The following is a 23,692-nucleotide window of genomic DNA, read 5'->3' on the forward strand; positions in this document are numbered from 1 at the left end:
AGTACATGCCCGACTGGCAGCTAACGCCAATTGGGCATTGCAGTGCGCTGCCAGACGGCGCAATCTTGCCGTCTGGCAGTCAAACAGCATGTTTTCAAGCAAGGCTCACGCGCAGGACCGCAAGCATGAACACACAACAACAAGAGACACTCCAGCAACTGCTGCAGCAATACCGGGACCTGCCCGGCGGCCTGCTGCCGCTGCTGCATGCCGTACAGGATGCACTGGGCCATATTCCGGCCGATGCCATCCCGGCCATTGCCCGTACCATGAACCAGAGCCAGGCCGAGGTGCATGGCGTCATCGGCTTCTATCACGATTTCCGTACCTCCCCACCTGCCGCGCACAGCCTGCGCCTGTGCCGTGCCGAAGCCTGCCAGAGCATGGGCTCCGAGGTGCTGGCCGCCCAGCTGCGCAACCAACTGGGGGTGGACGACCACGGCCACACGGCGGACGGCCAGCTGGAATTGCGCCCGGTGTACTGCCTGGGGGCCTGTGCCTGTGCCCCGGCCTTGCAGCTGGATGGCCAGCTGCACGCCCGCGTCACCCCGGAAAAACTCAGCGCCCTGCTGGCATCCTGTAGCAAGGAGGCAAAATGCTGACCCTGTATATCCCGATGGATTCGGTAGCCTGCGCCGTGGGTGCGGATGCCGTGGCGGCAGCGTTCGCCGCCGAGGCGGCACGCCGCAATCTGGACATCGATATCGTGCGCACCAGCTCGCGCGGCCTGTTCTGGCTGGAGCCGCTGGTGGAGGTGGACACCCCGCAAGGCCGCGCCGGTTACCGTGAAGTCAGCCCGGATGACGTGGCCAGCCTGCTGGATGTAGACCTGGCTGCCAATGGCGACCATTTGTTGTCGGTGGGGCTGGTGGAACAGCTGCCCTATCTGAAAACCCAGCAGCGCCTGCTGTTTGCCCGCGCTGGCATCACCAGCCCGCTGTCGCTGGAACATTACCTGGCGCACGGTGGTTATCAGGGGCTGGAGCACGCGGCGCGGTTGAGTCACGACGAAATCGTGGCCGAGGTGCTGGAATCCGGCTTGCGTGGCCGTGGTGGTGCAGCCTTCCCGGCGGGTATCAAATGGCGCACCGTGCGTCAGGCGCAGGCGGAACAGAAATACGTGGTGTGCAATGCCGACGAGGGCGATTCTGGCAGCTTTGCCGACCGCATGCTGATGGAGGGCGACCCCTTCCTGCTGATTGAAGGCATGACCATTGCCGGGCTGGCGGTGGGTGCCAGCCGTGGCTATATCTATGTGCGCTCCGAATACGCCCCGGCCATTGCCGTGCTGCGTCAGGCGATAGACATTGCCCGCGCCCATGGTTATCTGGGTGAGGATGTGGCCCACGGCGGCCATGAATTTGATATCGAAGTACGCGAAGGGGCCGGGGCTTATATCTGCGGCGAGGAAACCTCGCTGCTGGAGTCGGTGGAAGGCCGCCGTGGCACGGTGCGCGCCAAGCCGCCGTTACCGGCCTTGCACGGACTGTTCGGCCAGCCCACCCTGGTGCACAACGTGCTGTCGCTGGCTTCTGTACCGCTGATTCTGTCGCGCGGGGCCAGCTGGTATCGCAATTTCGGCATGGGCCGCTCGCTGGGCACCATGGCTTTCCAGCTGGCGGGCAATGTACGGCGTGGCGGGCTGGTTGAACGCGCGTTCGGTCTGACTTTGCGCGAGCTGGTGTTCGATTACGGTGGCGGTACCGCCAGCGGCAAACCGGTAAAAGCGGTGCAGCTGGGCGGCCCGCTGGGCGCGTGGATTCCACCGTCGCAGTTTGATACCCCGCTGGATTACGAAGCGCTGGCCGCCATTGGCGCCATGCTGGGCCACGGTGGCGCGGTGTTGTGCGATGACAGCCTGCACCTGGGGCAGATGGCACGCTTTGCCATGCAGTTCTGTGCCGAGGAATCCTGCGGCAAGTGCACGCCCTGTCGCATCGGCTCCACCCGCGGGGTGGAAGTCATCGAGCGGCTGCTGGCGGCACCGGATGCTGCCGAGCGGCAACGCCAGCGCGCGCTGCTGGATGATCTGTGCGACACCATGCAATACGGCTCCTTGTGCGCGCTGGGCGGCATGACCCCCTTCCCCGTGCAAAGTGCCATGCGTCATTTCCCGGCCGATTTCGGGCTGGACACTCAGGAGCAAGCACGATGAGCTGCCAATGCGGAGCAGGTGCATCCTGCAACAAGGACATGGGCACGCCGGCCCGCCCCGGCGAGGCCAGCATCACCCTTACCATCGACGGCCAGAACATCAGCGTGCCGCCGGGTACTTCGGTCATGCACGCGGCGGCGCTGCTGGACACCGCCATCCCCAAGCTGTGCGCCACCGACAGCCTGGAGCCGTTTGGCTCCTGCCGCATGTGCATGGTGGAAATCGACGGCCATCGCGGCTATCCGGCTTCCTGTACCACGCCAGTCTCGCCCGGCATGGTGGTGCGCACCCAGAGCGAAAAGCTGGCCAGACTGCGCCGTGGCGTGATGGAGCTGTATATCTCCGACCATCCGCTGGACTGCCTCACCTGCAGTGCCAATGGCAATTGCGAGCTGCAAACCGTGGCCGGGCAGGTGGGCCTGCGCGAAGTGCGCTATGGCATGGACGGGGCCAACCATCTGCAGGACAAGAAAGACGTTTCCAACCCGTATTTTGATTACGACCCGTCCAAGTGCATCGTGTGCAACCGTTGCGTGCGCGCCTGTGAAGAAACCCAGGGCACCTTTGCGCTGACCATTGCCGGACGCGGGTTCGATTCCCGCGTCAGCCCGGCGGGCGGAGCGGATTTTCTTGGCTCGGAATGTGTGTCCTGCGGGGCCTGCGTGCAGGCATGTCCCACCGCCACGCTGATGGAAAAGAGCGTCATCCAGTGGGGCCAGCCGGAGCGCAGCGTCATCACCACCTGCGCCTATTGCGGCGTGGGCTGCTCTTTCCGTGCCGAACTCAAGGGTAACCAGCTGGTACGCATGGTGCCGGACAAGAACGGCCAGGCCAACCATGGCCACTCCTGCGTCAAGGGCCGCTTTGCCTGGGGCTATGCCACCCACCCGGACCGCATCACCAAACCGATGATACGCAGCAGCATCGACGAGCCGTGGCAGGAAGTCAGCTGGGAAGTGGCGCTCAATCACGCTGCCAGCGAATTCCGCCGCATCCAGCAAAAATATGGTCGCGACGCGGTGGGCGGCATCACCTCCAGCCGCTGCACCAATGAAGAAACCTATCTGGTGCAAAAGCTGGTGCGTGCCGCCTTTGGCAATAACAACGTCGATACCTGCGCCCGCGTCTGCCATTCGCCCACCGGCTATGGCCTGAAACAGACGCTGGGCGAATCCGCCGGCACCCAGAGCTTCGACTCGGTGATGCAGGCCGATGTGGTGCTGGTGATCGGGGCCAACCCCAGCGATGCCCATCCGGTATTTGCCTCCCAGCTCAAGCGCCGCCTGCGCCAGGGCGCGCAGCTGATTGTCATCGACCCGCGCCGTATCGATCTGGTGGACGCCATCCACGCCCGCGCCGCCCATCATCTGGCACTGCGTCCCGGCACCAATGTGGCCATGCTCAATGCCTTGGCCCATGTCATCGTCACCGAAGGGCTGCTGGACGAGGACTTTGTCGCCGCCCGTTGCGATAGCGCAGCCTTTGGCCACTGGCGGCACTTTGTCGCCCAGCCGGAACACGCACCGGAGGCGATGGCCGAAGTATGCGGCGTGGCGGCGGACGACATCCGCGCTGCCGCCCGGCTGTATGCCAGTGCTGGCAATGCCGCCATCTATTACGGCCTGGGGGTGACCGAACACAGCCAGGGCAGCACCTCGGTGATGGCGATTGCCAACCTGGCCATGGCCACCGGCAATATCGGCCGCGAAGGCGTGGGGGTGAACCCGCTGCGCGGCCAGAACAATGTGCAGGGCTCCTGCGACATGGGCAGCTTCCCGCACGAACTCCCCGGCTACCGCCATGTGTCGGACGACGTGGTGCGCGCCGAATTCGAACAGGCCTGGGGCGTGTCGCTGCATAACGAACCCGGCCTGCGCATTCCCAATATGTTCGAGGCCGCGCTGGATGGCAGCTTCAAGGCGCTGTACTGCCAGGGCGAGGACATCGCGCAGAGCGACCCCAATACCCAGCATGTCACCGCCGCGCTGTCGGCCATGGAGTGCGTGGTGGTACAAGATATTTTCCTCAACGAAACCGCCAAGTTTGCCCATGTGTTCTTGCCGGGCAGCTCCTTCCTGGAAAAGGACGGCACCTTCACCAATGCCGAACGCCGCATCTCGCGCGTGCGCAAGGTGATGGACCCGCTGGGCGGCAAGGCCGACTGGGAAGTCACCGTGGCGCTGGCCCAGGCCTTGGGCTATGCCATGGATTACCGTCATCCGTCGGAAATCATGGATGAAATCGCCCGCCTGACGCCCACTTTCAACGGCGTCAGCTATGCCGCGCTGGACCGCCACGGCAGCCTGCAATGGCCATGCAATGCGGCAGCACCGGATGGCACCGTCACCATGCATATCGGTGAATTCGTGCGTGGCAAGGGCCGTTTCATGATTACCCGCTATGTACCGACCGAAGAGCGCGTCAACAGCCGCTTCCCGCTGCTGCTCACCACCGGGCGCATCCTCAGCCAGTACAATGTCGGCGCGCAAACCCGCCGCACCGACAATGTGGCCTGGCACGAGGAAGACCGTCTGGAAATCCACCCGGCCGATGCCGAAAACCGTGGCATTGTCGATGGCGACTGGGTGGGTGTGGCCAGCCGTGCCGGTGAGACTGTGCTGCGCGCCAGGGTAAGCGAACGGGTGGCCGCCGGGGTGGTGTACACCACCTTCCACTTCCCGGAATCCGGGGCCAATGTCATCACCACGGATAATTCCGACTGGGCCACCAACTGCCCGGAATACAAGGTGACAGCGGTGGAAATCATCAAGGTCAACCAGCCGTCGGAATGGCAGCAACGCTACCGCCATTTCAGCCGTCAGCAACAGGAACTGCTGCGGCAAGGCCGTGGGGAGGAGGTGCAATGAACCCGTCACACCTGGTGAAGATGGCCAATCAGATCAGCGACTTTTTCAGCGCCGATTGCAGCGAGGAAGAAGCCGCGGTGGAAATCGCCAGCCATCTGCAACGCTTCTGGGCCCCGGCCATGCGCCAGCGGCTGGCCCAGGCGGTGGAGCAGGGCGAAGCGCAAGACTTGCGCCCGGCGGCCTGCCTGGCCGTGCGCAAGTTGTCATTGCCGGCAGCACAACACTGATGGCAAGGGATGCGTGGCAGCAGGCTGCGCATCCCGTCCTCATCGTTTTTTATCGTTCCTTGCTGTTTTCCGTCCGCGGTGCCATACCGCACCGGCCCAACTTCGCATTACTCCGTCGCTTTACAAAACTTGTCATTCCTCCGTGCTGCAGTATGCTGGGGGAACAGACTGCCCCTCACGCAGACAGCGATGAACTTTCATATTGTTTGCGTAAGCTAAGGCAGCACAGGACGGGACACAATGCCATCATCCAGTATTACCAAGCTTTTCTCTTGCCAGCACCCATGGTGCAAGTGGCTATTGGCACTCATTTGCCTGCTGGCATCCCTACCTGCCCAGGCTGCTGACAATGTGATCCGCTATTACCCCAGCGGCAGCATTTACACCTACCGCTGGGCCTTGCTCAAGCTGGCGCTGGATCACGTGGAAAAGCTGGATCACCGCCACTACGAGCTGCTACCGCTCAAGGACAATGTGACGCAATGGCGGGCCGAACAGCTGTTGAGTTCCGGTAAGGTGGATGTGCTTGCCTTTGCCCCGAATGCACAGCGGGAAAAGCTGCTGCAGCCGGTGCGCATGGACATTCTCAAGGGCATCATCGGTTACCGGGTGTTTTTTGTGCGCAAGGAAGATGCCGCCCGCATTGCCCGCTTGAACGCACAGCAGTTCCGTAGCAGTGTCCGGCTGGGCCTTAACAGCCAGTGGGCCGACTATCCCATCATGAAGAACAACGGTTACGAAATGCTGGCATCCATTGGCTATGAAAGCCTGTTCGAGATGCTGGCCGCCGGCCGTTTTGATGCCTTCCCGCGCGGGCTGAACGAAGTGGGCAGCGAAATGAAGGAACAGCTGCCGCGCTATCCCGGACTGACACTGGAGAAAACCAAGGCCATCTATTATCCCTTCCCGGTGTACTTCTGGGTCAGCAAGGAAAACACAGCCTTGGCCAAACGCGTATTGCAGGGCCTTAAACTGGCCGAGCGCGATGGCAGTTTCAAGGCGCTATTCCTGCGTCACCATGCCGAAGCCATCCAGCTGCTGACCGACAATGGCTGGCAAACCACACAAATCAGCAATACCGAATTACCGCCCGGCAATGTGAAGCCGGATACCAGCTGGTGGTGGAAGCGGCGCTGAACCGGTTTCAGGCACGCCGCCAGTTATCCGCCAAAGGAGGCCCATAAGGGCCTCTTTGACATTGGGTATGGCATTACTTCCGGGTATCGGGAGAGTAGTAAATAACGCTGCTTATTGATAGCTCATGGTAAAGGTGGCACGGCCAGTGACAGTGCCGGGGGTAACAGTGCTACCGGTCTGGATATAACGCACACCCAGCGGAATTACATAACTGCTGACGCCTTGTGCAATGTTGGCAACTTTCCATTGATTGGTATTGCCGGGTGCATTGGAATCCGGCCCATAGCCAATTGGCGTACCGTTATTGAGAATCTGCAGGCCAAGGCCAGTGGCTGTACCGGTACCGCTCGCCAGTGACAAGGTGGTGGAGGTATTGCCTGGCATATTCATGTCGGTAAAGGTGATGTAGGCATTGGTACTACTGCCACTACTGCCACCAGTGCAGGTGAGGATAATCTGGAAAGCCTTGGCAGCGGATACAGAGCCAAGGCCCGTGAAGCTATTTCTTTTTTGTGCATCCAGTGCTACTGATATTGATGGGGTCGCTAAAGAGCATGTGGGAATTGTAGGTGCTATTTTAACCGAACTTCCGTAAGTGACTTGAACCAGTAATTGCCCGCCTGGTGAATTTTCATGAGCTTCGGCAAAAATCCCACTTAGGATTCCTCCTGCAGTTATTTCACCTGTTTTTATTAGTTCGACAAAAACAGGGGAGCTGCTGATGATGGGGGTAACATATTCGGCATAATTGGGTAGATGTCCAATTGGAAATATGAATGGTAGAACGAATGAGCCTTGCGACCTACTGATGCGTATACCTAGTCCATTTATGCTTGTGGGATATATTTTATTGGTTGGGGCCCCATTACCAATCCAGGATTCATACCAGGTTTCGGTGCATATCATCTTCGCACCTAAGGAAGATGAATTGGTGTAGATGAAAGAAGGTGTGGTGCTATATATGGTTGCACCTATGCTATAAGCTTGTGGATTAAAGCTTGGTGGGTTGATTCCGGTTACCGTAACGGTGTAATAATTCAGCCCGTTGTTCGAGTTAAGTGCTGTGCAGCTTGCTAGTGTTATATTTGCTAGCCCAAGACCTAAAATCAAATTGGCCAGTAATGATGAGATTAATTTTAATATTAATTTCATAGGTATGTCTTTCGGTACGCTTGGTAACGAATTTTTGTGATTAATAGCTTATTTTTAGGTGTGGGCGAAATGCCGATTTAATTATAAGCAACTATAAGCTGAATAGTAAAGGAGAATTTATAAATTCATTTCGATGACGGACCGTACAGTACAGCGAGACAAATTGTCCCAATGGCTCATGCTGGATATGAGCCGTTCAGTTATTGATAGCTCATGGTAAAGGTGGCACGCCCGGTGACAGTGCCGGGGGTAACAGTGCTGCCGGTCTGGATGTAACGCACGCTCAGCGGAATCACATAACTGCTGACGCCTTGTGCAATATTGGTCACCTTCCATTGATTGGTATTGCCGGGTGCATTGGAATCCGGTCCATAGCCGATTGGCGTACCGTTATTCAAAATCTGCAAGCCAAGGCCAGTGGCTGTACCGGTAGCGCTCGCCAGTGACAAGGCGGTGGAGGTATTGCCTGGCTGATTCAGGTCCGTAAAGGTAATGTAGGTATTTGTGCTGGTTCCAGTGCTGCCCCCCGTACATACCAGACCAATCTGGAAGGGCCGAATCCCGAAAGTGGAGCCAACACCCCTGAATGTTGTGGTGGACGGATTCAATAAGGGGACGGTGATGTTTGGTGTGCTGACGGTACAAGTAGGCACACTTGGTTTAATTAATACCGGATTTGCCCATGTAACCTGAGCTACTAATTGGTTGCTTGGCTGAATGCGATATTCACCTAAGATGTTGCTCAATACCCCTCCAGCTGTAATGTCACCAGTTTTTATTAATTCGACAGTAATGTTGTAAACTGCTGAAAATGTACTGCTAGCAGGGAGTGACAGAGGCCATGTCCCAGATGTGGATGATATTTTCAAGCCTAGTCCTGCGACGGAACTTGGAAATATTCCATTCACAGCAGGTAGTAATGAGGCAACAGTCCAAGTCCATGTTGATTCTGTACAGTTAATTGTCGGGTTGGTGGGGCCCGTACTTTTATAATTGCTTACGCTTACGGTGCCTGAGCCTTTGTAAATGGTCTGACCTATTGTATATGCAGTTGGGTCGAATGCTGTAGGTGTTACGCCTGATACATTAAATGTATAGTAAGCTAATCCATTAGTCGTGCTGACGGTGCAACTTGCCCAGCATGGTCTTGTTGCAAATAGAAATGCCAATAAAATAATTGTTTGGATTTGTAGTGTTTTAAATGCGATAGTCATGTATTTGCAATTATTAAATGTTAAAGTGTAGTTTCATTTTATGTAATTTTTAGCCAGTCTTCCAAAAATTTTCTCCCATTTCAATAGGAAATTTCTTAAATTAAATTATTAAATGTAATTTAAATGTGTAAAAATAATTGATTTAATAAGCTATTTACCTTTGGCTAATTTTTGATCTTGCTAAAAGGCTGTTGAAATGCCTGTCAGTCGGTCGCATTTTTGCCTCATGCTAGCGCATGACGCAGTTTTGATCTGTCACTAATTTGCCATCTCTCTGGCAAATTCAAGCCAGAATTGATTGTCTGACGGTGCCTGGGAGCGAAATTCCCTGATGTTTACCTTGCTCACGTCAGATCAGGACGCAATGATAGGAAAGTAGAGGTGATTCAGTATCAATTTTATCTGATATAGATTGCCATGATGTCCTCGTTGTCATTCAGGCGATGATCGCAAACTTGTAAGATTATGGTGCCATACGGCTTGTATGTGCTCTGTAAGGTGCTGGATGTGACTCGATCAATTTGTATGTTGCCACTACAGCACGCGATACATGATCAGGCAAAAATAAAAAAATATTGATGTATTGGCAATGAATGGCAACCATAACAGTCACTTGTTCTTGATTTGAACTGGTTTCCATAGCATTAACAGAGCTAGTCCTGCTGCGATGATATCAAATACTGCCCAGTCATAATAAATGACTATCTCCAGGTATTTTTTGTAGTGATAATATTGAGGCGGATAAGAAAATTGCTCGAAGAGTAGAAAGGCTCTATGGTAGTCTGGTGTTTTGTCAAATGGTACTAGTATATTATACAGTCCGCCTACGGTTATAATGAAAAGCAGGTAAATGTTGAGCAATATTTTCATTCCGGCTAGCAGCGAGGCTTGCATTGCTGATGTTAGTTCTGGGGTGAATATTTGTTCATGCGCATGCGATGATGAGGAGAGGGTCTTGGAAAAAACAAGAAATTCGGTATTGAATGTAAGAGTGCTAAATACTATCTGACAGTTTATTTTGTTGATGCGTGTATCGTAGGTTTGTTACCAGCCGTCCCAGCAGCCACTGATGCACCATGTACATGCCAGTTGCAAAGTAAATAATGTTAGTAAAGGTAGTGCTAATAATAGTTTTTTAAAAGAAGTGATAGGTAGCCATAGGGAAATTAATGCAATAAGCGTTACGGCAATATTTGTAATGGTGAGTAGGTAGAAAAAGCTTATGCTATGTCCCTGGATTTTCCAGAGATAAACTCTAGATTGCTCATTTACTTGATCATATGGAAATAGCAGGTCGTTCATCATTGATAGCAAGAATAACAGTAAAAAAATACTTGCAATAAATTTCACGCTCAATGTCAGCCATGTTTTCATGAACTCATCCAGTGCGTAAAGTGACTATTCACCTGAAATGTGACTGCAATGGTAGCCTTTACTATCACGCAAGTGTTTATAGCGTACTTCTAATACCACATCCTTACCATATGAACGAAATCGTTCAGTAAAATCATTCATGCTATGGGTCAGATCAATACACCCTGCCGAGCCAGGGATGTTGCCACCATGAATGCTGAAGCCACTACGACCATAAACATTAGTATGTGCATTCGGTTTTAACCATACACGTTGCTCCCCCCAAGAGTCTCTACAGCCAGGCCATCTTCCAAGACCTATAACGCAGAATGTTTTGCTAAATTGATTCACATCATCCCAAGACTGCAATTCATTCTGCTGAACTTGATAAAAACCTTCAGGAATCGGACCTTTATCCCTTAGGCTTTGAAACTTCTGCGACCAATACCCCTTGCGACCAGAATAAGCGGTCCATTTTCTTTCCTGACCGGCTTCTTGCCAAAACAGGGTTTCACCATCGAACAACAAGCTGGCTTGCCTGCGCTGCCATTCCCTGAAATGTTCTTCCACCTTCATCAGGTCAAACAGTTCCTGATCGGTGAAGCGGTAAGTATCACCATGCAGAGCATGCCGGGCCTGCTCGCGCAGTGTTCTCATAAAGTAATGATCATTACGCAAGCTATACACGTCCATCGACAGCCTCCTGATGCATGCCATGCGTGATCTATCAAAAGCAAAACACCGGCAAGTTGCCGGTGTTGGAGGTGATTCAATCAGCGCTGCGGCATGGCTTGGCGCGGGATGATGGCGCCGCTGTGGGCTATCACGGCGGCAGACAGGCGGTGGGCAAAACCTGCAGCCTGGGCGGGCGGATAGCCCAACACGCGGCTTGCCAGATAGCCTGCAGCGAAGGAATCACCAGCGGCGGTGGTATCCACCACTTGAGGCACGGCAGTGGCGAACACTTCCTCGCGCAGGCCGGAACTGGCCAGCAGGCAGGGTTCGCCGCCGCGCTTGATCACCACTTCCTTGCAGCCCAGCGCTAGCGTGCGTTCGGCGACGGCTTCTGCACTTTCCGGCCCGTAGAGCGCCTGTTCGTCATCCAGCGTCAGCAGGGCGATATCGGCCAGCGCCAGGATGGCTTCGTGACCGGCACGCGCCTGTGCCGTGCTCCACAGCGAGGGCCGGAAGTTGTTGTCGAACCAGATTTTGCCGCCATCGCGGGAGAAGTCGCGCAGGGCATCCAGCAGGCGTTGGCGTTCGTGCTGGTTGAACAGCGCCAGCGAAATGCCTGACAGGTAAATGGCCTGCAACTGTGCGGTGTGCAGCAGGCTGGCAAAGTCGATGCCGGAGGCAAAGTAATGGCGTGCGGCACTGTCGTTGCGCCAATAGAGGAAGCTGCGCTCGCCACGGGCATCGGTTTCTACCATATAGAGGCCGGGCAGCTTGCCCGGCTGGATGACGATATGGCTGACATCCACGCCTTCGGCTTGCCAGTCGGCCAATAGCTGGCGGCTGAGGCTGTCCTGCCCCATGCCGGTCAGATAGCGTACCTGATGGGGACTGCCGGCCAGCACGCGGGCCAGATAGATGGCGGTGTTCAGGGTGTCGCCGCCAAAACGGCGCTGTAGCGGCTGACCGCTCAGTTCGATCATGCCTTCACCAAGGCAGGCAATATGCATGGTGCTGTCTTTCCTGTGACGGGATGCGTGGCCGTTGTCCGAGGACAGCGGCCGGATGGGTCAAGGCTTTTTGTAGGCGATGCAGTCCACTTCCACCTTGCAGTCAATCACCATGCTGGATTGTACGCAGGCGCGGGCGGGCGGATGTTCGCCAAAATACTGCAGGAATACCCGGTTGAACGAGGCAAAGTCGCGGGTGTCATCCAGCCACACTCCGCAACGCACCACATGCTCAGGGCCATAACCGGCTTCCTTCAGTATGGCCATCACATTCTGGATGCACTGGTGTGACTGGGTGACAATGCCGCCTTCAATCACTTCGCCGTTCACCATCGGGGTCTGGCCGGAGACATACAGCCAGCCGTCAGCGGCTTGTACTGCGCGGGCAAAGGGCATGGTCTGGCCACCGGTGCCACCGGCAATGCCATAGCGTTTCAGATCGCTCATGATGGGTTTCCTTGCATTCTTACAGGGTGGGAGTAACGGGAAAGGTGGTACGGATGTCACGGGTGCGCGGCAAAAAGCGGCCGGCCCGCGCGCCGGTAGGTGCCGTGTGCTGCCAGCTGAGCGTGCCATTCACCCAGACCGCGACAATGCCTTGTGCGGGCTGTACCGGTGAGTGGAAGCTGGCGGTGTCATGAATAGTGGCGGCATCAAACAGCACCAGGTCGGCCCAGTAACCAGGGCGGATCAGGCCGCGCTCGTCCAGCGCAAAGCGGCTGGCCGACAGGCCGGTCATCTTGTGAATGGCGGTTTCCAGGCTGAACAGCTTGCGTTCGCGGCAGTAGTGGCCCAGTACGCGTGGGAATGCGCCCCACAAGCGCGGATGGGGGAGCGGGTCTTCCGGCAGACCATCCGAGCCCACCATGGTGAGTGGGTGGCTGAGAATGCGCTCGACGTCTGCCGGGTCCATGCCGTGATACACCGCGCCTGCCGGTTGCAGTTTGCGCGCGGCATCCATCAATGGCAGCTGCCATTGCTCGGCGATGGCCTGCAGGGTTTGGCCGGCCATTTCCGGATGCGGGGTGGACCAAGTGATGAAAATCTCGAAATCGCTGGTGACTTGTTTGAGGTCCAGCGTGGAGGAGCTGGCGGAGTAGGGGTAGCAGTCGCAGCCTACCTGCTGCTGGCGGGCAGCATTCTCCAGCGAAGCCAGCAGTTGCGGGCTGCGCCCCCAGTTGCCTTTGCCGGCGCATTTCATGTGCGACACGATGACCGGGCTGTTGGCATGGCGGCCCACTTGCCAGGCTTCGTCCATGGCCTCCAGAACAGGTTCGAACTCGCTGCGCAGGTGGGTGGTGTAAATCCCACCACTGTTATTGAGCTCCGCTGCCAGTTGTTCTACTTCGCTGCTATCGGCACTGAAAGCCGATGCATAAGCCAGGCCCGTGCTTAGCCCCAGTGCGCCATCGCGCAGGCTTTCAGCCAGCTGTGCGCGCATGGCGATGATTTCGTCCGGGCTGGCGGTACGATCCAGCCGGTCCAGGTGATTGCTGCGCAAGGCGGTGTGGCCCACCAGCGCCGCTACATTGACGGCGGGTTCGGCCTGCTCCACCGCAGCGCGGTAGTCGGCAAAACGCGGATAACGGAAAGCTTCCTGCGGGCCCAGCAGGTTCATCGGGTCTGGCGGTTCGCCTTTCAGGCTGACGGGCGATGCACTGATGCCGCAGTTGCCGACAATCACGGTGGTGATGCCCTGGCTGAGCTTGGGATGCATTTGCGGCTGGCGGATCACCATGGTGTCGTCATGAGTGTGGACGTCGATAAAACCGGGTGCCAGTGTCAGGCCGCGGCCGTCGATTTCATGGCTGGCAGTATGCTGACTGGCATCTCCAATCAGGCTGATACGTTGCTGGCTGATGCCCACATCACAACAGCGAGCTGGTGTGCCACTGCCATCGACCAGATTGACCTGGCGGATCAGGGTATCAAAAGTCTGCATGGGGTTTCTCCTGCGGGCTCACCGGTTGGCTGGCGGCTTTGCTGCCAACCGGTGCTAGACGAGGTTGCTCAGAGGACTTGGGCCAACCCCAGGGTCAGCACAAAGGCGACCACGGAAATCAGTGTTTCCAGCACGGTCCAGGTTTTCAGGGTCTGCACCACGGTCATGTTGAAATACTCTTTCACCAGCCAGAAGCCGCCATCGTTGACGTGGGACAGAATCAGCGACCCTGCGCCGGTGGCCAGCACCAGCAGTTCCGGGTGCGGGTAGCCGCTGGCCATGGCGATGGGGGCGACAATGCCGGCAGCGGTGGTCATGGCCACGGTGGCTGAACCGGTTGCCACGCGCATGAGCACGGCCAGCAGCCAGCCCAGCAGCAAGGGGGAGAGCTGGAATTCGGCCGACAGGGCGATGATTTCCTTGGTAACGCCGGTTTCAATCAGGATGCGGTTAAGGCCACCACCGGCACCCACCAGCAAGGTGATGGCTGCGGTGGGCGCCAGGCATTCATTGGTGAATTTGAGAATGTCGTCACGGCTGAAACCACGGGCCAGACCCAGCGTCCAGAAGCTCACCAGCGTGGCCAGCAGCAAGGCAATCACTGAGTTGCCGATGAATTGGAGCAGGCCGTTCATGGCACTGCCTTTTTCGGTCAGCACATTTGCCCAGCCGCCCAGTAACATCAGGAATACCGGCAGCAGGATGGTGAAAATGGTGATGCCAAAACCCGGCAGCTCACGCGGGGCGGCTTCACGCTCGGTAAACTGCAGTGCGATGGGGTTTTCTGCGGGCAGCTGGATGCGTGGCGCAATGAACTTGGCAAACAAGGGGCCGGCGATGATGGCAGTGGGTACGCCGACGATGATGGCGTAGAACACCGTCTTGCCAACCTGTGCGCCATATTCGCCCACCGCCAGCATGGCGGCTGGGTGCGGCGGCACCAGGCCATGCACCACTGACAAACCGGCCACCATGGGCAGGCCGACCAGAAGCATGGAGACACCGGCGCGCTTGGCTACGGTGAAGGCAATCGGAATCAGCAGGACAAAGCCCACTTCAAAAAACAGCGGCAGGCCGCAGACAAAGGCGATGCACACCATGGCCCAGTGCGCGTTCTTTTCGCCGAATTTATCGATCAGCGTCAGCGCAATGCGTTCGGCACCGCCCGATTCGGCCATCATCTTGCCCAGCATGGTGCCTAATGCGACTACCAGCGCGATATGGCCCAGGGTTTTGCCTACCCCGGTTTCATAGGCGGCCATGATGTCCTTGGCCGGCATTTGTGCAGCCAGGGCCAGACCGATGGAAACCACGGTCAGCACAATGAACGGGTTGATGCGGTAGCGGGCGATCAGTACCACCAGCGCGATGATGGCGATGGCGGCATACAGCAGCAACTGGCTGCCCAGAACTGGGGTCATGTACTTCTCCTTAGTGGTGCAGGGGCAATGCCGCCTCCCGCTTGGGCGGGGGCGGTCTTTATTGGTGTCAGAACAGGGTTTCCACCACGCCGTTGACATTCAGCTGGTCATCCACCAGCAGCAGCTGGCGCCATTTGTCGAAGGTGAGGCAGGGGTGGGATATTTCGAAAGCAAGCATGTCGCCCACCTGCAGGTCGGCATCGGCGGGAATGCGCATGAAGGCGTGCTGGTCCATCATGCTGGCGACCATCCAGTCGGCGGGCGCTTCCTGCGGCGCCTGGTCCCGTCCGGGACGGAAATGCAGCGATACCTGCGGCAGCCCGGCGTCAAAGGCTGCATCGCGCTTGCCCAGTGCAATGATGGCGCGGCCTTGTTCCGGCACCGATTGCACATAGGCCCATAACTGCAATGCCGGCAGCAGGCTGCTGCCCATGTCACGGGCGATGGGGTTCTGGCTCTGGATGCGTTGTTCGGCCTGACGGTAGATGCCGACATCGTGGGTCAGGTAGCAACCCGGTCGCAGCAGGATGTCCACCGGTTTGCCCGGGTTGAAGCCGGAAAACTCATCCGCCACCACGTCGTACCAGGCAGAACCGGCACCACTCAGAATGATGTTTTCTTCGGCAAACAGGCTGCGGACGGCGTGTTCGCGGGTTCTGGCCAGCACCGATTGCAAAAAGGCACGGATATCCGCTTCCTGTTGCAGTACGCCTTCGTAGATTTCCACACCGACCAGACGGAGCGATTGCGGCCAGCGGGCGATGGCTGCCAGCACGGCTTCTTCCTGTTGCGGGGAGCGGATGCCGGTGCGACCGCCTTCCACACCGTATTCCAGCAGAATGCGCAGTTGCTGGCCGCTGGCCGCAAAGTATTCACCGAGTGCATCAACGTTGGCGGCAGAATCGACAATGCAGCAGAAGCTGAAATCCGGGTCTGCCTGTTGCAGGCGGGCAATGATGCCCATATTGCCCTTGCCCACCAGTTGATTGGCCAGCAGCACACGGCGGATGCCATGCTGCCAGGCGGCCTGTACCTGGGGGGCGGTGGCCAGGGTGATACCCCATGCGCCATGCTCCAGTTGCAGGTGGAACAGCGCCGGGCTCATGGTTGTTTTGCCATGCGGGGCCAGTTTTACGCCATAGCGCTGCATGAAGTCCTGCATCCAGCGCAGATTGTGCTGCATGCGGCTCTGGCGTAATACGGCAACCGGCAGGCTGACTTCTTCGCGCAGGATGTTCCAGCCCAGGCTGGCAACGTCTTGCAAGGTGCAGGCGTCCGGGCTGTAGCCCAGGCCTTTGGTAGCTGTGTTGAGCGGCTTTTCCCGCAGTGGATGCGCTGCCATGGGGGTTCTCCTCGCCATTGCTTTGAAAAAACACAGCGAGTGAGGCGTGGCTCGGGGTGGTACTGGCGGACTGGCCAGCGTACGGCTCGCTGTGGGTAAGTACCGGGTGCTGCATGATTGCGCACGGCAGGAGGAGAGACTTTCCAGCAAGCAGGCGGGACTGGCATCTGGCCAAAAGGATGTACCTTCCAGCCCTTCCCGACAGGTGAAACTACTGCTTATCCATGCACAGGCTATGCGATGGCGTGATGAGTCATTGAAAAAGCGGATCTTTTTTACGAAAAGCTAAAGGGGCTGGAGCACGAGGTGCGAGAGGCAGGCAAACGGCAGCACAAAGGGGGAGGACAGGCGAGGAGGCGTTTGTTGCATTGCCGCATGCAGCGGGAGGTGGCTGTCACCGTTGGCGATGACAGCCCTGCATGTACGGCCACACAGACTGGAAGGTCGGCAGCTGGCGCGGCTGATAACCGCGTTCTGTTCCTGGGGCAAGGCCCGCCGCAGGTTTTTTGTCAGCGCTTGCTAACTGTTGATCAGGCTGGCCACCTTGGTGGTGATGATGTCCACCGCCGGGTCGTTGGCACCGTGCGGCAGAATCACGTCGGCAAAACGCTTGGTGGGTTCGATGAACTGGTTGTGCATGGGGCGTACGGTGGCCAGATAGTGTTCAATCACATGGTCCACAGTGCGGCCACGCTCGCGGATATCACGTTGCAGTCGGCGGATGAAGCGCACGTCCGGGTCGGTATCCACGAAGATTTTCAGCGACATCATGTCGCGCAGCGCGGCATCGTACAGCGGGAACAAACCCTCGATTACGATGACCGGTGCCGGTTTCACCGTGATGGTTTCGGCGGCGCGGGTGTGATGGGTGAAGTCATACACCGGCATCTCGATGGCGCGTCCGGCCAGCAGGTCTTCAATATGCTCGATCAGCAAGGGCCAGTCGAAGGCATGCGGGTGATCGTAATTGGTGGCGAGGCGCTGTTCGAAAGTCAGATGGGCCTGGTCCCGGTAGTAGTAGTCCTGCACGATGACTGCCGCCATGTCCGGGCCTACGGTTTCCAGTACCTTGGCGGTGACCGTGGTCTTGCCGCTGCCGCTGCCGCCGGCAACGCCAATGATGAACGGGGTAGTCATGCTGTGAACCTCTTGCTGCGCGAAGGCATGAAAAAAACGCGCCATTCTAATGAGTTATGGCGCGTTGTTCCATCAGAAATGCGGCATTTCCGGCCTATTGTGCCTCCGCTTTGGCTGCAGCATGCCATTCCTGCATGGCCGGCAGTTGCTGCATGTGTCTGACATAGTCGGCAGCATGGCCGCCAAGCGCGACATGGTAGCTGACAAAGCGCCACACCACCGGGGCGAAGAAGGCGTCGGCAATGGTGAAGTGGCCAAACAGGAAGGGGCCGTTATGCTGGTTTTGCTGACGCAGGCCTTCCCACAGGCTGATGATGCGGTCGATGTCTGTCTGGGCGGCTGCGCTGGGTACAAAGCCGACGTTGTCGGCACAGACATTCATCGGCAGCTCGCCGCGCAAAGCCTGAAAGCCGCTGTGCATTTCGGCCACGGCAGAGCGCGCCATGGCGCGGCTGGCGATGTCATCCGGCCACAGCCCGGCGGCCGGGAAACAGTCGGCCAGGTATTCGCAGATGGCCAGGCTGTCGGTGATACGCAGTTGCTGGTCGATCAGCAGCGGAACCTTGCCGGCCGGGTTGCAGGCCAGAATGCGGGCCTTGCTGTCGCTGGCGGTGAGGTCGATGTGTTTTTCTTCGAAAGGTTCGCCCAGCATTTTCAATACCAGCCAGGGACGCAGCGACCAGGATGACAGGTTTTTGTTGCCGATGATCAGGGTAAACATGGTTCAGACTCCATGACGGCACCACCAGGACATGGCGGCAGGGTAGGGGGATGAACCATCTTATAGCAGGCTGTCATAGTCAGCCAGCGTGGCGGGGAGTGCGGAGTAGCAATGAAGAAGCCCGGCATGGCCGGGCTTTGCGGTATCGGTGTTACATGGCGTGGCGCTTATTCGGCCTCGTCGATCCAGGCTTGCTGGATGGCCTCCAGCACACGCTCGCCGCCACGGCTGTGGTCGTCGTTGAAGTCGGGCAGCGCCACCACCCAGTTGTGCAGGTCGACAAAGCGCACGGTCTTGGGGTCGACATCGGGATAGGTTTCCACCAGTTCGATGGCGATGTCGTTAACGTCGGTCCATTTCATTGTGTTCTCCTGCTGTGTATGACAAGCCCGTCATCCCCGTCCTGCCGTGGCTGGCGGGGATGGGTAGTGTCTTAATGGTGTTCGCGGGCGTGGTTGATGGTGTAGCGCGGAATCTCCACTACCAGGTCTTCCTCGCCAATCACGGCCTGGCAGGACAGGCGGGACTGGGCTTCCAGCCCCCAGGCCTTGTCCAGCATGTCTTCTTCCAGCTCGTCCGCTTCGTTCAGCGAATCGAAACCTTCACGCACGATGCAGTGACAGGTGGTGCAGGCACAGGACAGCTCGCAGGCGTGTTCGATCTCGATGTCGTGTTCCAGCAGTACTTCACAGATGTTCTTGCCGGTTTCGGCGTCGTCGATCACCGCGCCTTCGGGGCAGAGGTCGGCGTGGGGCAGCACAATCAGGCGTGGCATGGGTTGTCCTTATAGCTCGGCAATGTTCTGGCCCTTGAGTGCGCGCTGGATGTTGCGGTCCATGCGGCGGGCGGCAAAGTCTTCGGTGGCCTTGTTCAGGCGATGGGTGGCCTGGTTGACCGCCAGCGTGGTCTGGCTGGCGACGGCGGCTTGCAGTTCATCCAGCACCAGGCGGATGGCGGTGGTTTCGTCGGCGGACAGCAGGTCGCCGTCAATCTGCAGGGCGGTGAGGGTGGCATCGCGCAGGCTGTCGGCATCGACAATGGCCTCGCGCAGCTTGCGTGCCTCGATATCGTCCTGCACATGGGCCAGCGAGTCGCTCAGCATCTGGCTGATGGCGTCGTCGGACAGGCCGTAGGACGGTTTGACTTCGATGCTGGCTTCCACACCGCTGGTCATTTCGCGGGCAGATACTGCCAGCAGACCGTCGGCATCCACCTGGAAGGTAATGCGGATGCGGGCGGCACCGGCCACCATGGGCGGAATGCCGCGCAGTACGAATTGCGCCAGGCTGCGACAGTCAGCCACCAGTTCGCGCTCACCTTGCAGCACATGGATGGACATGGCGGTCTGGCCATCCTTGAAGGTGGTGAACTCCTGCGCACGCGCCACCGGGATGGTGCTGTTGCGCGGGATGATCTTTTCGGTCAGGCCACCCATGGTTTCGATGCCCAGCGACAGCGGAATCACATCCAGCAGCAGCCATTCATCCTCGCCCTTGTTACCGGCCAGCACATTGGCCTGGATGGCAGCACCCAGTGCCACCACCTTGTCCGGGTCCAGATTGGTCAGCGGCGGCTGGCCAAAGAAATCAGCCACGGCTTTCTGGATGTGCGGCATGCGGGTGGCTCCACCCACCATCACCACGCCCTTGACGTCTTCGGCGCTGATGTCGGCGTCGCGCAGTGCCTTGCGGACCGGCAGCAGGGTTTTGTCCACCAGGGTTTTGGTGATGCGGCGGAAGGTGTCCTGATCCAGCGTCAGGTCGATGGCATGGCCATCGGACAAAATGGCAGTGATGCGGGTGTCGCTGTGTTCGGTCAGTGCTTCCTTGGCCTCGCGGGCGCGGGTCAGCAGCAGACGGGTGTCCTGGGCCGACAGGCCGTGCAGGTCGGCCTGTTCCAGAATCCAGCAATACACGCGGTGGTCGAAGTCGTCGCCGCCCAGCGCGGAGTCGCCGCTGGTGGCCAGTACTTCAAACACGCCACGGGTCAGTTTGAGGATGGAAATGTCGAACGTACCACCGCCCAGGTCGTACACCACATAAGTGCCTTCGGCACCGTTATCCAGCCCGTAGGCAATGGCGGCTGCGGTGGGTTCATTCAAGAGGCGCAGTACGGTCAGGCCGGCCAGACGGGCTGCATCCTTGGTGGCTTGGCGCTGGGCGTCGTCAAAATAAGCCGGGACGGTAATCACCGCGCCGGTCAACTCGCCCCCCAGGCTGGCTTCGGCACGCTGGGTGAGCGCGCGCAGGATGTCGGCAGAAACTTCAACCGGGCTTTTCACCCCGGCGGCAGTATGCAGTTGCACCATGCCGGGGGCGTCGACAAAACGGTAGGGCAGGCTGCCGGCGTCCTTGATGTCGGACAGGCCGCGGCCCATGAAGCGTTTTACCGAGGTGATGGTATTGTGCGGGTCATGGTTCTGCTGGCGCTGGGCGTCATAGCCCACGGTGACCGAGCCATCTTCCTGGTAACGCACCACGGAGGGCAGCAGGCTGCGGCCGAATTCATCGGCCAGTACGGTGGCAGAACCACTTCTTACCGTGGCCACCAGCGAGTTGGTGGTGCCAAGGTCTATCCCGACAGCAAGTCGATGCTGGTGAGGGGCGGCGGACAGGCCGGGTTCGGCGATTTGTAGTAGAGCCATGACGGAATCTTTATTGTTGTCGCGTGAGCGTTAACATCAGGTGCACAGGGATGGCGGTTCAGCCCAGCAGGGTTTCAATGGCGTCGCCGATTTCCTGGTCCAGTTTTTCCAGAAAGCGCAATTTTCGCACCATCAGGGCGGCGGCGTCCAAATCACCCGCTTCATCCAGTGCGCTGGCCAGTTCCGCCACCAGTGCGCGGTTTTCCTGACGCAAGCTGGCGGACAGGGCTTCCAGTGCTTCGACATTGCTGTCGTCGCGCGCTTCTTCGATGCTTTCCCGCCATTCCATCTGCGCCATCAGGAAATCCACCGGCATGCTGGTGTTGGTTTCTTCCTGGGTGTCGCGGCCTTGCAGGGACAGCAGGTAACGGGCGCGGCGCAGCGGGCTTTTCAGGGTTTGATAGGCTTCGTTCACCCGGGTGGCCTGCATCAGCGCCATGCGTTTTTCCGCATCGGGGCTGCTGGCGTAACGGTCTGGATGGACGGTGGCGGCGGCGGCGCGCCAGGATTGTTCGAGTTGCTGGCTATCCAGCACAAAGCGGCGCGGCAGGCCGAACAGCTGAAAGAAGTCCTGGGAGAATTCGGTAGTCATGGCCTTGGGCTACTGGACTGCAGGGTGACAACCGGGCCGCCACTGGTGGCAGCCCGGCGCAGGTGGGCTAGTCTGGCAATCAGACGTTGAAGCTTTCGCCACAACCACATTCGTTCTTCACGTTGGGGTTGTTGAACTTGAAGCCTTCGTTCAGCCCTTCCTTGGTGTAGTCCAGTTCGGTGCCATCCAGGTAGGCCAGGCTTTTGGCATCGGTGAATACCGTCACGCCATGGCTTTCGAAGGTGATGTCGTCATCGGTGGCGGCATCAACAAACTCCAGCTTGTAAGCCATGCCGGAGCAGCCGGAGGTTTTCACCCCCAGACGGATGCCCAGGCCCTTGCCACGCTTGGCAATGAACTGGCTGACGTGATTGGCTGCACTAGCAGAAAGGGTGATGGCCATGTCCGAAGCTCCTTACTTGCCGTGTTTTTGCTTGTAGTCGCTCACTGCGGCCTTGATGGCGTCTTCTGCCAGGATGGAGCAGTGAATCTTTACCGGCGGCAGGGCCAGTTCTTCGGCAATGGCGGTGTTCTTGATGGCCATGGCTTCATCCAGCGACTTGCCCTTGACCCATTCGGTCACCAAGGAAGACGAGGCAATGGCCGAGCCGCAGCCGTAGGTCTTGAACTTGGCGTCTTCAATCACGCCATCGGCGTTTACCTTGATCTGCAGCTTCATCACGTCGCCACAGGCCGGTGCGCCCACCATGCCGGTGCCTACGGTGTCATCACCCTTTTCGAACGAGCCCACATTGCGCGGGTTTTCGTAGTGATCCATCAGTTTGTCGCTGTATGCCATGACTCTCTCTCCTGCTGGCGGGAGCCCGGCTGTCCTGAGCCAGTTACTCCCGCAAAATCATTGATAGTTCAGTGGGCGGCCCACTGTACCGAATTCAGGTCCACGCCTTCCTTGAACATTTCCCACAGCGGGGACAGTTCGCGCAATTTGCCGATTTTATCTTTCAACAGCGCAATGGCGAAGTCGATTTCTTCTTCGGTGGTGAAGCGGCCCAGGGTAAAGCGGATGGAGCTGTGTGCCATTTCGTCGTTGCGGCCCAGGGCGCGCAGCACGTAGGACGGCTCCAGCGAAGCCGAAGTACAGGCCGAACCGCTGGAAACAGCCAGGTCCTTGATCGCCATGATCAGGCTTTCACCTTCAACAAAGTTGAAGCTGACATTGAGGTTGTGCGGTACACGCTGGTCGATATCGCCGTTGATGTACACCTCTTCCATGTCCTTGATGCCGTTCCACAGGCGATCGCGCAGCATGCGGATGCGTTCGCTCTCGCTGTCCATTTCTTCACGGGCCAGGCGGAAGGCTTCGCCCATACCGACAATCTGGTGCGTCGGCAGGGTGCCGGAGCGGAAACCGCGTTCGTGGCCACCGCCGTGCATCTGGGCTTCCAGACGGACGCGCGGCTTGCGACGCACATACAGTGCACCGATACCCTTCGGGCCGTAGGCCTTGTGGGCCGACAGGCTCATCAGGTCCACCTTCAGCACATTCATGTCCATCTTCACCTTGCCCGGTGCCTGGGTGGCGTCCACGTGGAAGATGATGCCTTTTTCACGGCAGATTTCGCCGATTTGCGGAATGTCCTGGATCACGCCGATTTCATTGTTGACGTACATCACCGACACCAGAATGGTGTCCGGACGGATGGCCGCCTTGAATTCTTCAATGTCGATCAGGCCGTTTTCCTGCACCCCCAGATAAGTCACCTCGAAGCCCTGGCGTTCCAGTTCGCGACAGGTATCCAGCACCGCCTTGTGTTCGGTCTTGACGGTGATGATGTGCTTGCCCTTGCTCTTGTAGAACTGGGCTGCGCCCTTGATGGCCAGGTTGTCGGACTCGGTGGCACCGGAGGTCCAGACAATTTCCTTGGGGTCGGCATTCAAAAGCTTGGCCACTTCTGCCCGCGCATTCTCTACCGCCTCTTCCGCCGTCCAGCCAAAGCTGTGGCTGCGCGAGGCCGGGTTGCCGAACTGCTCGGTCAGATAGGGAATCATCTTCGCGGCAACACGGGGATCAACCGGGGTAGTAGCGGAATAGTCGAGGTAGATGGGAAGCTTGAGCTGACTCATTATCAATTCTCCGGGGATGCG

Annotated in this window: 23 protein-coding genes; 5 read left to right on the forward strand and 18 right to left on the reverse strand. The window is 58.1% G+C overall.

Translation table 11 applies throughout. The features are described 5' to 3' along the window. Positions 1-125: 125 nt before the first annotated feature. From DKK66_RS10890 to DKK66_RS10910, 5 genes are all read left to right on the forward strand, one after another. Positions 126-602, forward strand: a complete 477-nt coding sequence (locus tag DKK66_RS10890) for a formate dehydrogenase subunit gamma (protein ID WP_131357962.1) — start codon at positions 126-128, stop codon at positions 600-602. Continuing rightward, on the forward strand, positions 596-2,155 hold the full coding sequence (locus DKK66_RS10895; RefSeq protein WP_131357965.1) for an NADH-ubiquinone oxidoreductase-F iron-sulfur binding region domain-containing protein: 1,560 nt from the start codon (positions 596-598) through the stop codon (positions 2,153-2,155). Before DKK66_RS10890 ends, DKK66_RS10895 begins: the two co-directional genes overlap by 7 nt. Continuing rightward, the gene (gene fdhF, locus DKK66_RS10900) at positions 2,152-5,022 is read left to right on the forward strand and encodes a formate dehydrogenase subunit alpha (protein WP_131357968.1); all 2,871 of its coding nucleotides are present in this window, start codon (positions 2,152-2,154) and stop codon (positions 5,020-5,022) included. The genes DKK66_RS10895 and fdhF overlap by 4 nt, the downstream gene beginning before the upstream one ends. Next, positions 5,019-5,249, forward strand: coding sequence for a formate dehydrogenase subunit delta (locus tag DKK66_RS10905; RefSeq protein ID WP_131357972.1), 231 nt, complete (start codon positions 5,019-5,021; stop codon positions 5,247-5,249). The genes fdhF and DKK66_RS10905 overlap by 4 nt, the downstream gene beginning before the upstream one ends. Positions 5,250-5,549: 300 nt before the next feature. Next, positions 5,550-6,386, forward strand: a complete 837-nt coding sequence (locus tag DKK66_RS10910) for an ABC transporter substrate-binding protein (protein WP_131357975.1) — start codon at positions 5,550-5,552, stop codon at positions 6,384-6,386. Positions 6,387-6,497: 111 nt separating this feature from the next. Here the strand turns inward: DKK66_RS10910 and DKK66_RS10915 are convergent, their stop codons facing one another. The 18 genes from DKK66_RS10915 to DKK66_RS11000 form a co-directional block, all read right to left on the reverse strand. Beyond that, positions 6,498-7,538 carry a fimbrial protein gene (locus DKK66_RS10915; RefSeq protein ID WP_131357978.1) on the reverse strand — a complete coding sequence of 347 codons (1,041 nt, stop codon included), beginning with the start codon at positions 7,536-7,538 and terminating at the stop codon, positions 6,498-6,500. Positions 7,539-7,738: 200 nt separating this feature from the next. After that, the gene (locus tag DKK66_RS10920; protein ID WP_131357982.1) at positions 7,739-8,752 is read right to left on the reverse strand and encodes a fimbrial protein; all 1,014 of its coding nucleotides are present in this window, start codon (positions 8,750-8,752) and stop codon (positions 7,739-7,741) included. Between the two features lie 1,044 nt (positions 8,753-9,796). Further along, positions 9,797-10,126, reverse strand: a complete 330-nt coding sequence (locus DKK66_RS10925; protein ID WP_131357985.1) for a hypothetical protein — start codon at positions 10,124-10,126, stop codon at positions 9,797-9,799. A 24-nt stretch (positions 10,127-10,150) separates the two neighbouring features. After that, complete coding sequence (locus tag DKK66_RS10930; RefSeq protein ID WP_165494157.1) at positions 10,151-10,798, reverse strand: tlde1 domain-containing protein; 648 nt, start codon at positions 10,796-10,798, stop codon at positions 10,151-10,153. Positions 10,799-10,878: 80 nt separating this feature from the next. Continuing rightward, on the reverse strand, positions 10,879-11,787 hold the full coding sequence (locus DKK66_RS10935) for a sugar kinase (RefSeq protein ID WP_207389771.1): 909 nt from the start codon (positions 11,785-11,787) through the stop codon (positions 10,879-10,881). Between the two features lie 60 nt (positions 11,788-11,847). Next, entirely contained in the window at positions 11,848-12,234 is a 387-nt protein-coding gene (locus DKK66_RS10940) for a RidA family protein (protein WP_178972229.1), read from the reverse strand. Between the two features lie 19 nt (positions 12,235-12,253). Beyond that, complete coding sequence (locus DKK66_RS10945) at positions 12,254-13,729, reverse strand: amidohydrolase family protein (protein WP_131357991.1); 1,476 nt, start codon at positions 13,727-13,729, stop codon at positions 12,254-12,256. 68 nt (positions 13,730-13,797) lie between these two features. Beyond that, positions 13,798-15,150, reverse strand: coding sequence for a gluconate:H+ symporter (locus DKK66_RS10950; RefSeq protein WP_131357994.1), 1,353 nt, complete (start codon positions 15,148-15,150; stop codon positions 13,798-13,800). 67 nt (positions 15,151-15,217) lie between these two features. Then, positions 15,218-16,492, reverse strand: a complete 1,275-nt coding sequence (locus DKK66_RS10955) for an amino acid deaminase (protein ID WP_131357997.1) — start codon at positions 16,490-16,492, stop codon at positions 15,218-15,220. A 519-nt stretch (positions 16,493-17,011) separates the two neighbouring features. Continuing rightward, entirely contained in the window at positions 17,012-17,629 is a 618-nt protein-coding gene (gene udk, locus DKK66_RS10960; RefSeq protein ID WP_045848206.1) for a uridine kinase, read from the reverse strand. A 94-nt stretch (positions 17,630-17,723) separates the two neighbouring features. Beyond that, on the reverse strand, positions 17,724-18,350 hold the full coding sequence (locus DKK66_RS10965; RefSeq protein ID WP_131358000.1) for a glutathione S-transferase family protein: 627 nt from the start codon (positions 18,348-18,350) through the stop codon (positions 17,724-17,726). Between the two features lie 167 nt (positions 18,351-18,517). Continuing rightward, positions 18,518-18,712 (reverse strand): Fe-S cluster assembly protein IscX, encoded by a 195-nt coding sequence (gene iscX / locus DKK66_RS10970; protein ID WP_045848187.1) that lies wholly within the window; start codon positions 18,710-18,712, stop codon positions 18,518-18,520. Positions 18,713-18,783: 71 nt separating this feature from the next. Then, on the reverse strand, positions 18,784-19,125 hold the full coding sequence (gene fdx / locus DKK66_RS10975; protein WP_045848186.1) for an ISC system 2Fe-2S type ferredoxin: 342 nt from the start codon (positions 19,123-19,125) through the stop codon (positions 18,784-18,786). Positions 19,126-19,134: 9 nt separating this feature from the next. Beyond that, positions 19,135-20,994 (reverse strand): Fe-S protein assembly chaperone HscA, encoded by a 1,860-nt coding sequence (gene hscA, locus DKK66_RS10980; protein ID WP_131358004.1) that lies wholly within the window; start codon positions 20,992-20,994, stop codon positions 19,135-19,137. Positions 20,995-21,052: 58 nt separating this feature from the next. Further along, positions 21,053-21,586, reverse strand: a complete 534-nt coding sequence (hscB, locus tag DKK66_RS10985) for a Fe-S protein assembly co-chaperone HscB (RefSeq protein WP_131358007.1) — start codon at positions 21,584-21,586, stop codon at positions 21,053-21,055. Between the two features lie 79 nt (positions 21,587-21,665). After that, a complete protein-coding gene (iscA, locus tag DKK66_RS10990; RefSeq protein ID WP_045848183.1) occupies positions 21,666-21,989 on the reverse strand; it encodes an iron-sulfur cluster assembly protein IscA in 324 nt (107 codons plus the stop codon). 12 nt (positions 21,990-22,001) lie between these two features. Continuing rightward, entirely contained in the window at positions 22,002-22,385 is a 384-nt protein-coding gene (gene iscU, locus DKK66_RS10995; RefSeq protein WP_045848182.1) for a Fe-S cluster assembly scaffold IscU, read from the reverse strand. Between the two features lie 68 nt (positions 22,386-22,453). Then, positions 22,454-23,671, reverse strand: a complete 1,218-nt coding sequence (locus DKK66_RS11000; RefSeq protein ID WP_045848181.1) for an IscS subfamily cysteine desulfurase — start codon at positions 23,669-23,671, stop codon at positions 22,454-22,456. Positions 23,672-23,692: the final 21 nt, after the last annotated feature.

The organism is Aquitalea sp. USM4 (assembly GCF_004328945.1).
Taxonomy (GTDB): Bacteria; Pseudomonadota; Gammaproteobacteria; order Burkholderiales; family Chromobacteriaceae; genus Aquitalea; species Aquitalea pelogenes.

Excerpts from the sequence above, each read along its gene's own strand:
- DKK66_RS10890 (WP_131357962.1), top strand. The coding sequence starts at position 126 with ATGAACACACAACAACAAGAGACACTCCAGCAACTGCTGCAGCAATAC.
- DKK66_RS10895 (WP_131357965.1), top strand. The coding sequence starts at position 596 with ATGCTGACCCTGTATATCCCGATGGATTCGGTAGCCTGCGCCGTGGGT.
- fdhF (WP_131357968.1), top strand. The coding sequence starts at position 2,152 with ATGAGCTGCCAATGCGGAGCAGGTGCATCCTGCAACAAGGACATGGGC.
- DKK66_RS10905 (WP_131357972.1), top strand. The coding sequence starts at position 5,019 with ATGAACCCGTCACACCTGGTGAAGATGGCCAATCAGATCAGCGACTTT.
- DKK66_RS10915 (WP_131357978.1), bottom strand. The coding sequence starts at position 7,538 with ATGAAATTAATATTAAAATTAATCTCATCATTACTGGCCAATTTGATT.
- DKK66_RS10920 (WP_131357982.1), bottom strand. The coding sequence starts at position 8,752 with ATGACTATCGCATTTAAAACACTACAAATCCAAACAATTATTTTATTG.
- DKK66_RS10925 (WP_131357985.1), bottom strand. The coding sequence starts at position 10,126 with ATGAAAACATGGCTGACATTGAGCGTGAAATTTATTGCAAGTATTTTT.
- DKK66_RS10930 (WP_165494157.1), bottom strand. The coding sequence starts at position 10,798 with ATGGACGTGTATAGCTTGCGTAATGATCATTACTTTATGAGAACACTG.
- DKK66_RS10935 (WP_207389771.1), bottom strand. The coding sequence starts at position 11,787 with ATGCATATTGCCTGCCTTGGTGAAGGCATGATCGAACTGAGCGGTCAG.
- DKK66_RS10940 (WP_178972229.1), bottom strand. The coding sequence starts at position 12,234 with ATGAGCGATCTGAAACGCTATGGCATTGCCGGTGGCACCGGTGGCCAG.
- DKK66_RS10945 (WP_131357991.1), bottom strand. The coding sequence starts at position 13,729 with ATGCAGACTTTTGATACCCTGATCCGCCAGGTCAATCTGGTCGATGGC.
- DKK66_RS10950 (WP_131357994.1), bottom strand. The coding sequence starts at position 15,150 with ATGACCCCAGTTCTGGGCAGCCAGTTGCTGCTGTATGCCGCCATCGCC.
- DKK66_RS10955 (WP_131357997.1), bottom strand. The coding sequence starts at position 16,492 with ATGGCAGCGCATCCACTGCGGGAAAAGCCGCTCAACACAGCTACCAAA.
- udk (WP_045848206.1), bottom strand. The coding sequence starts at position 17,629 with ATGACTACCCCGTTCATCATTGGCGTTGCCGGCGGCAGCGGCAGCGGC.
- DKK66_RS10965 (WP_131358000.1), bottom strand. The coding sequence starts at position 18,350 with ATGTTTACCCTGATCATCGGCAACAAAAACCTGTCATCCTGGTCGCTG.
- iscX (WP_045848187.1), bottom strand. The coding sequence starts at position 18,712 with ATGAAATGGACCGACGTTAACGACATCGCCATCGAACTGGTGGAAACC.
- fdx (WP_045848186.1), bottom strand. The coding sequence starts at position 19,125 with ATGCCACGCCTGATTGTGCTGCCCCACGCCGACCTCTGCCCCGAAGGC.
- hscA (WP_131358004.1), bottom strand. The coding sequence starts at position 20,994 with ATGGCTCTACTACAAATCGCCGAACCCGGCCTGTCCGCCGCCCCTCAC.
- hscB (WP_131358007.1), bottom strand. The coding sequence starts at position 21,586 with ATGACTACCGAATTCTCCCAGGACTTCTTTCAGCTGTTCGGCCTGCCG.
- iscA (WP_045848183.1), bottom strand. The coding sequence starts at position 21,989 with ATGGCCATCACCCTTTCTGCTAGTGCAGCCAATCACGTCAGCCAGTTC.
- iscU (WP_045848182.1), bottom strand. The coding sequence starts at position 22,385 with ATGGCATACAGCGACAAACTGATGGATCACTACGAAAACCCGCGCAAT.
- DKK66_RS11000 (WP_045848181.1), bottom strand. The coding sequence starts at position 23,671 with ATGAGTCAGCTCAAGCTTCCCATCTACCTCGACTATTCCGCTACTACC.